Origin of the sequence: Pseudovibrio sp. POLY-S9 (genome assembly GCF_001431305.1) — a bacterium.
GTDB lineage: Bacteria > Pseudomonadota > Alphaproteobacteria > Rhizobiales > Stappiaceae > Pseudovibrio.
Genome location: NZ_LCWX01000071.1, coordinates 110,595 through 117,708, shown reverse-complemented (window position 1 = coordinate 117,708; position 7,114 = coordinate 110,595). Strand labels below are relative to the sequence as shown.

Genomic DNA, 7,114 nt, shown 5'->3' with positions numbered 1-7,114 from the left:
GGGGAGCCACAACCATCCATGTATGGAGCCGGAGGTTATGCCCCCGAGATACGCTCCGATGTTGCATCCGTAAGCAAGGCGCGCGCCGTAGCCGAGCAAGAGGCCTCCGACCACTGCAGTTCCAGCATCTCTGAGATTAATTTTTTTCACCGGATTGAACTTTCCGGCCAACCCAGCTGCAATCAGAGCCCCGAGCACAATGCCGAAATTCATGACGGATGTGGAATCGGCGAAGACAGATCTTTTGATCGCCCCAACCTGCCATTGCCAGTAAGGCCAGGTCTCTACCGGGATACCAATGGCATAGAAAAACTTTGCGCCCCAGAGTGCGAAGCCGGATGTCACGCCCCATGGGCGCTGCAACACAATGAACGTAAGAACGCAAACCAACGCCAACATCAACGCACCCAGAACATAGCCCCATTGGCCCTGAAAAAACCCGGTGGTTTTGCGGGATTTCTCTAGTTCACCCCATTGTTTTTTCTCGATAAACACCGAGAATATCGCAAAGGCGACAATTGGTACAATGGTGATTAGTAGCGCAGGGACGACCCCATAGCCACGCACAAGCGAAAATGCCGGTAATCTTGGAAGAGAATTCCAGAATGAAAGATGCGCTGTTGCAATTACGCTGCCCAAAATGAAGAAGGCAAGGGTGATCACCATGCGTGATGAGCCGCCTCCGACAGTGAACAAAGTGCCCGATCCACACCCTCCGCCAAGCTGCATTCCGATGCCAAAAATAAAGGCTCCGACAGCTGCTCCAACACCGAATGGAAACACAAAGCCACCGGTGCGGATGCCAATGTCTGGCCCGTATTGGAGGAGTGGGAAACTTATTAAACAAACCAATGAGATAAGCAGGAATTGAGCACGAAGGCCCTGCCCTCTTCGCTGGGTGACAATACGGCGCCACGCTGCCGTAAATCCGAAGCTCGTATGGTACAGCGCAACGCCTGCCAGAGCACCGATCAAAGCACCGCCAAAAACGCGCCAGCCGTTGTTCTGGAGTCCCAATAGAGCAACACCGGCCAACGCGACCAGCGCTCCGATGACGATCACAGATTGCGGTGATTGAATCTGTTGATCGATTTTTGTTTGTTGATAGCTACTCGTATTCGCCATGAATTCGCCACGTACTTAGTCTCAATTGGAGTAAGGACATTACACAGTGGGGACTAACTAGAAAATCAAGAAGCAGTGAACACTATTTCATCCGACAAACAGAAGATTATCACAAGGTAATAAATACTGGTATAATGGAACTTAATATCTAAAATCTTACTTATTATCACTATTAATAATAGTAGATTTTTACAAGTAAGCTTCTATTTGACGCATATTTTTTCTTAGTGAATAGAATAGTGTTTTCTATTTCTTCATGAGGTTGAACTATATTTTCTACATAAACAAAGCTTGCTGATATTAAACACCATTTTGTGTGTTGAACGTCATCGCCAGTTTTGAAAGGGTTCTGATCAACAGATTTCCTGGCAGACCTGTGTCGTTAGTAATGTAAACCCAATGGCTTATCTCATAAGCGATTGCACATTGCACGAAATACCGGTCGCCTCAACCACGGGTCGCATCCATGCGCATTGATGACCAGTTCGAATACACGGTAACACTCTCCGATAAGAGTGCATTAACACACTGGAACAACACTATTCTTGCGTTTTTGGCACATAGTGCTGCAACGCCGGAGCATCTTGCGAAAACACTGGAGGCCGATCCAGACTTCGCTCTGGCTCAAGCCGCGCGTGGCCTGTTCTGCCTACTGCTTGGCAGACGTGAAATGACAGCAACTGCTTTTGAAGCTTATGCAATTGCTGATAAATGCCGCAGAGATACACAGATTACGGACCGTGAAGAAGCTGTTGTTGAAGCTTTGAATGACTGGCTTCAGGGTACGCCGACCAAGTCTGCTGATCGCCTTGACGAACTGCTTCTGAAATACCCACGCGATGCATTCCTTCTGAAGCTCGTCCACGCTATTCGCTTTGTTCTTGGCCAGCCATCCCGCATGCGCTCCTCGATTGAAGGTGTGATCTCGTCTTATGAAGACGACCATATCGCAAAAGGCTATGTACACGGTTGTTACTCCTTTGCGCTGGAAGAGACTGGTGATTTTGACCGGGCTGAACGGATCGGCAAAGAAGCCGTTGCATTTCAACATGATGATGCCTGGGGCCTGCATGCAGTTGCCCACGTGCTGGACATGACTGGCCAGACCGAAGAAGGTATCAAATGGCTTGATGATCAGCCAAAGGCTTGGGAACACTGCAACAACTTTGGCTATCATGTTTGGTGGCACCTTGCGCTGCTGCACCTTGATCGTGGCAATGTTGAGCGTGTTTTCGAGCTCTATGACCAAAAGTTCCGTAAAGATCACACAGACGATTATCGCGATATCTCCAATGCAGCTTCCATGCTGGTTCGCCTTGAGCTTGAGGGCATCAAGGTTGGTAACCGCTGGGAAGAACTGGCAAGCATCAGCGAAAAGCGCATCGACGATTCCTGTAATGTTTTCGCAGACTTGCACTACATGCTTGCTCTGCTGGGAGACAACCGTCGTCAGTCCTCTGACCGCCTGTTGACTCGAATGCGTACATTTGGCGAACAAGACACCAACGAGATGGGTCTCGTAACCAAAACAACTGGTTCTCCAACAGCATCTGGCTTGATGCAGTTCAAGAACGGCAATTACTTCAGCGCTTACCACCACCTCGCAGAAGCACGCCCGCTGCTGCGTACCGTTGGTGGCAGTCATGCTCAGCGTGATGTATTTGAACGCCTCACAATTGAAGCCGCTTTGCGCGCTGGCCTTTGTCAGGAAGCAAAACGGATGATTGATGAGCGCACACGCTTGAGAGGCGGATCAGACACCTATGGTGAAACCCGCATGGCTCAAGCAACCCGCATGACGGAAGCCACCGACCTCATGCAAAGTGAACACCTACGATTCCGTATGGGATAAATGGAGGTGCAGCTTCGGGGGATTTCGGAGCTGCATTTCATCATCTATAGTTTTTAGTTTCAGAGACATCGTGAACCAGCACAGTATACCGCCGACCCCTATGAAAACGGCCAGCCGACCAAGAGATCCACGCCTCGATTTTTTTCGAGGGATCGCAATGTTCATCATCTTCATAGCCCACCTTCCTGCAAACGGGTGGGCTCTTTGGATTCCGGCGCGTTTCGGGTTCTCCGATGCAACCGAGATATTTGTGTTTTGCTCTGGCATGGCCTCCGCAATTGCCTTCGGGCGCGTCTTTGAACTGCATGGTCTGGTCATGGGCAGCGCGCGTGTTCTTTATCGCGTCTGGCAAGTCTATTGGGCCCATATCTGCCTGTTCCTCGCCGTTGCGGGCATGCTTGCCTTCCTGCAAATCAACGGCTGGACCAGCGACGACTATGTCGGGAAGCTGAACCTTTGGCACTTCTTCGAGGATCCGATCTTCCAGCTGCCAGGTTTGCTGACCCTTACCTATGTGCCGAACTACTTCGATATTCTGCCAATGTATCTGGTGATCCTTGCGATGTTGCCGGTGATCATGATTGCATATTACAAGGCCGGACGAGGTGCGGTTGCAGCAATCATCATTGCATTTTGGCTGATCGCAACCTTCCGACTGGTGGATTTCCCTGCTGAGCCATGGTCCGATCGTCGTTGGTTCTTCAATCCGTTTGCATGGCAGTTGCTGTTCTTTACCGGATTTGCCTTCATCAAGGGCTGGATTCCGGCTCCTCCAGTCAAGAAACGTCTCTTGTTCCTGAGTGCCTCGATTATCATTCTTACGATTCCGTTTGCTTACTTCCGCATTCTCAACGAGGTGCCTGAGCTCCGTAGAATTGCAAATGATATCAGCGACCTCACCGTAAAATCCGAGATGGGTCTCCTGCGCTACATCCACTTCCTAGCCCTTGCTTATGTGGCGTGGGTAGCTGTTGGAGAAGGCGGGCAACGGCTGCTCATGGGCGGTTTTGGCGGCAAAGTTGTCCGGGTCATCAAAAAGGTAGGCCAACAGTCTCTCGCTGTTTTCCTTGCGAGCCTCATTCTTGCGCAGGGCATTGCAATCTTCCGGGATGAGCTCGGTTTGAAAGGCACGGTCACAGGTGGAATCATGGCAAACTTGCTTGGTTTTGCAGGCTTAATTACCGTCGCCTATACTGTGGCGTGGTTTAAAGGTGAGCCATGGAGAAAGCCAAAGGAAAAGCCAGCTTCCTAAAGCAGTTCGCATTTAAGTTGAAACACCTGAACTGCTTTAGTCTTTGTTTTTGCGTATCTTTATCCGAAAATCGGCTTCCACTTTTCGGAGATACGCTGTAGCTTTGCCAGTTCAATAGAAACCCAGAAATCAGAAAGCCGGTTGCGTGCCATTTACGCAACCGGCTTTTTCCTGGAAACCTGATGGCTCTCACCACCTTCAGCTTATTCTTTTATCGCGTGGCCGCAGCTCGGTTTGCCTTGGCAAGTTCCAACTCTACACGGCGCTGCTCTTTATTGAGGCCTTGCAGTTCAAGCGGCGTTTTCTTTTCTTCAGGCAACACCCAAAGTCCGGAGTGTTTAAAGTACATACCGAGCGCTGGTTTTGAGGTGATCATTGCAAACGGTATTGTTAGCAATGGTCCAAGGATTACCGGAAGCAGAAGCCACGTATCTGCAAAGGTATAATCCATCATCCAAATCACACCGCAAAGGCCGAAAAGAGTTTGGGGCCAGAACTTCTTCACTGCCAAAAGGAACAGAATACCATGGGGTTGTCTTTCCTGCCCTCCCCATTGCGTTTTTCGTCCTGCGAACAGTTGTGCAATAAAGATGCTGTGCGCAATTGCCATGACTGGTGCTAGCAACATGGAATAGACCAGTTCGAAGAATGCACTGACAAACACCGAGAAAGAGCCGCCATAATCCCGGCGTTCGTTCCGAACTGTCAGGACATGGGCAAGTGTCGCAAGTTTGGGTGCAAAGACCATACTCATGATGGCCACAATCAGGATCGTGCCGTAAAACGGATCGAATGTTATCGTCTCGGGCGCGGAAACAGATGCGGTTAAAATCGCCATTGCGATAAAAACGAGCCATGCCGGAGAGCCAGCAAACATGAGGATTGCAAGGCCAAGTTGGATTCGTCCCAACAGCTTAAACCCGGGCTCTCTGAGCAACTTAAAGTACTGAAGGTTTCCGTGACACCAGCGCAGATCTCTGCGGATAAACTCGATCAAATGAGGTGGGTTTTCTTCATAGCTGCCACCTTCTACCGGCCATACGCGCACTTCATAGCCCGCGTCTGCCATCATCGCAGCTTCAACCTGATCATGACTGAGGATCGGGCCGCTCAATGCGTCATTTCCTGGCAGAGGCTCAAGCATGCAGAATTGCGTGAAGGGCTTTATGCGAAAAACCGCATTATGTCCCCAATACGGACCTGACGAGCCTTGCCACCACGCTGCGCCAAGTGTGTAGGAGCGCATTCCCAAGCGCATGCCCCACTGGAAAACACGGGTGAAGAACGAGTTGGTTGAAAGTCCCAGAACAAGTGTTTGCAAAATACCCAGACGCGGATTTGCATTCATTTTGCTTACAAGGTGGCATAAAGATTCTGCTGAGAGGAAGCTATCAGCGTCCAGCGTGATCGCATATTCATGCCGTGTCCCCCAGTTGCGGCAGAAATCTTCGACATTTCCTGCTTTGAAGCCGGTATTCTTTTCACGTCTACGATAAAGCACTTCAATCCGATTTTGCCATCGTGCCCGCAGTAGGGAGAACTCCCGCATTTCTTGCCGGATATGCTCAGGATCATTGCTGTCACTCAGGATGTAGAGAGAGAAGCCGTTGAGTTTTTCCAGACGATCCAGATCTTGAAGCATCGCTTCCAGCTTGGCAGCCACTTCAGGCGAGTCTTCGTTTCGCACGCAGGAAAGCAAGGCGGTTTGCTTGTTCTGCAAGGGCTTTTTTAGGTCAAGTGTACCCAGAGGCGTGCCAGCGTATACCTGAGCGGTGGAATTTGAAGAAAACCTCATGAGCATCAAGCCAATGACAGCATGCCAGAAGCCGATGACAAGCCATGGTAAGGTTACCAGAAATGCGAGAAGCATCACGACTTTTGAAAGGGCAAAGCCGTTGAGGAACAGTGTGAGTGACATGATGGTGGTCAACACTGCCAATGAGGTTAGAACGAGCCCTCCAAAGATCAGTCTGCGCCTGAATAAGCGCTTATTTTCCTGATGCTTGTCGATGATGTTGGTGGAGAGCAGCTGGTCAACAAGACTAGTGCGGGCGTTCTCTTCAGGAACCCGTGATTGTTTTGTCATGTCCTACCCAAATTATTATTGTTTTTAGAGGCACCTACATTTCTGCTAGTTTCCTTTGTTCACGTTTCCCTAGAGTATATTTGTGAAAACTTAGCGATCCGGGGAGCGCGTTTCTTGTCTGAGTTAGCCAGAGCGCTTTGGTACACTGCGCCTCAAACCATTGAAATAAGAGAGGAAAAACTCTCTAAATCATCTGATAACCGTGTTTACTTAAAAACTCATGCTTCCGCGATCAGCCGAGGTACGGAGGCCATTGTCTATCGTGGCGATGTGCCAGTGAGCGAGCGAGAGCGGATGATCGCTCCGTTTCAGGAAGGGACCTTTCCGTTTCCTGTTAAATACGGCTACGCAAACGTTTCTGAAGTGATTGAAACAAAAGATGATTTAAAAGCGGGTCAGCGCGTTTTTTCTCTTTTTCCGCACCAAAGCAACTTTCTGCTCCCCGCAGATGCGCTCTATCTTATCCCTTCTGATTTACCGAGCACCCGCGCCACTCTGGCAGCAAACATGGAAACAGCGCTGAACATCATGTGGGATGCAGCTATTCTGCCATGTTCCAATGTTGCCGTGGTTGGTGCTGGCACTGTTGGCTCACTGGTTGGCTATCTTTGCGCTCGCATCGCAGGTGCGCACGTGACTATGATTGACGTCAACCCGAAGCGGCAGGACATTGCAGACGAGTTTTCCTGCGCATTTTCATTGCCAGAGGTTGCTCCCGAAAATCAAGATGTTGTCGTGCATTGTAGCGCCTCTGAGGCTGGCTTGAACACAGCGATCCGAATTGCAGGGAGAGAAGCCA

The 7,114-nt window shown here is 50.0% G+C and carries 5 protein-coding genes; 3 read left to right on the top strand and 2 right to left on the bottom strand.

What is annotated here, in order from left to right; all coding sequences use genetic code 11:
- On the bottom strand, positions 1 to 1,125 hold a 1,125-nt coding region (locus PPL9_RS05240; RefSeq protein ID WP_057461744.1), incomplete at its 3' end, for a YeeE/YedE family protein.
- Positions 1,126 to 1,591: 466 nt separating this feature from the next.
- Here PPL9_RS05240 and PPL9_RS05235 point away from each other — a divergent pair.
- Both PPL9_RS05235 and PPL9_RS05230 read left to right on the top strand, forming a co-directional pair.
- The gene (locus PPL9_RS05235; protein WP_057461695.1) at positions 1,592 to 2,977 is read left to right on the top strand and encodes a tetratricopeptide repeat protein; all 1,386 of its coding nucleotides are present in this window, start codon (positions 1,592 to 1,594) and stop codon (positions 2,975 to 2,977) included.
- 100 nt (positions 2,978 to 3,077) lie between these two features.
- Positions 3,078 to 4,229: an OpgC domain-containing protein gene (locus PPL9_RS05230; RefSeq protein ID WP_057461693.1), complete on the top strand. Its 1,152-nt coding sequence runs from the start codon at positions 3,078 to 3,080 to the stop codon at positions 4,227 to 4,229.
- Between the two features lie 211 nt (positions 4,230 to 4,440).
- On the opposite strand, the gene mdoH is transcribed toward PPL9_RS05230, so the two are convergent.
- Positions 4,441 to 6,315, bottom strand: coding sequence for a glucans biosynthesis glucosyltransferase MdoH (gene mdoH / locus PPL9_RS05225; RefSeq protein ID WP_057461691.1), 1,875 nt, complete (start codon positions 6,313 to 6,315; stop codon positions 4,441 to 4,443).
- 114 nt (positions 6,316 to 6,429) lie between these two features.
- Here mdoH and PPL9_RS33055 point away from each other — a divergent pair.
- On the top strand, positions 6,430 to 7,114 hold a 685-nt coding region (locus PPL9_RS33055), incomplete at its 3' end, for a zinc-binding alcohol dehydrogenase (RefSeq protein WP_208989179.1).

Excerpts from the sequence above, each read along its gene's own strand:
- PPL9_RS05235 (WP_057461695.1), top strand. The coding sequence starts at position 1,592 with ATGCGCATTGATGACCAGTTCGAATACACGGTAACACTCTCCGATAAG.
- PPL9_RS05230 (WP_057461693.1), top strand. The coding sequence starts at position 3,078 with ATGAAAACGGCCAGCCGACCAAGAGATCCACGCCTCGATTTTTTTCGA.
- mdoH (WP_057461691.1), bottom strand. The coding sequence starts at position 6,315 with ATGACAAAACAATCACGGGTTCCTGAAGAGAACGCCCGCACTAGTCTT.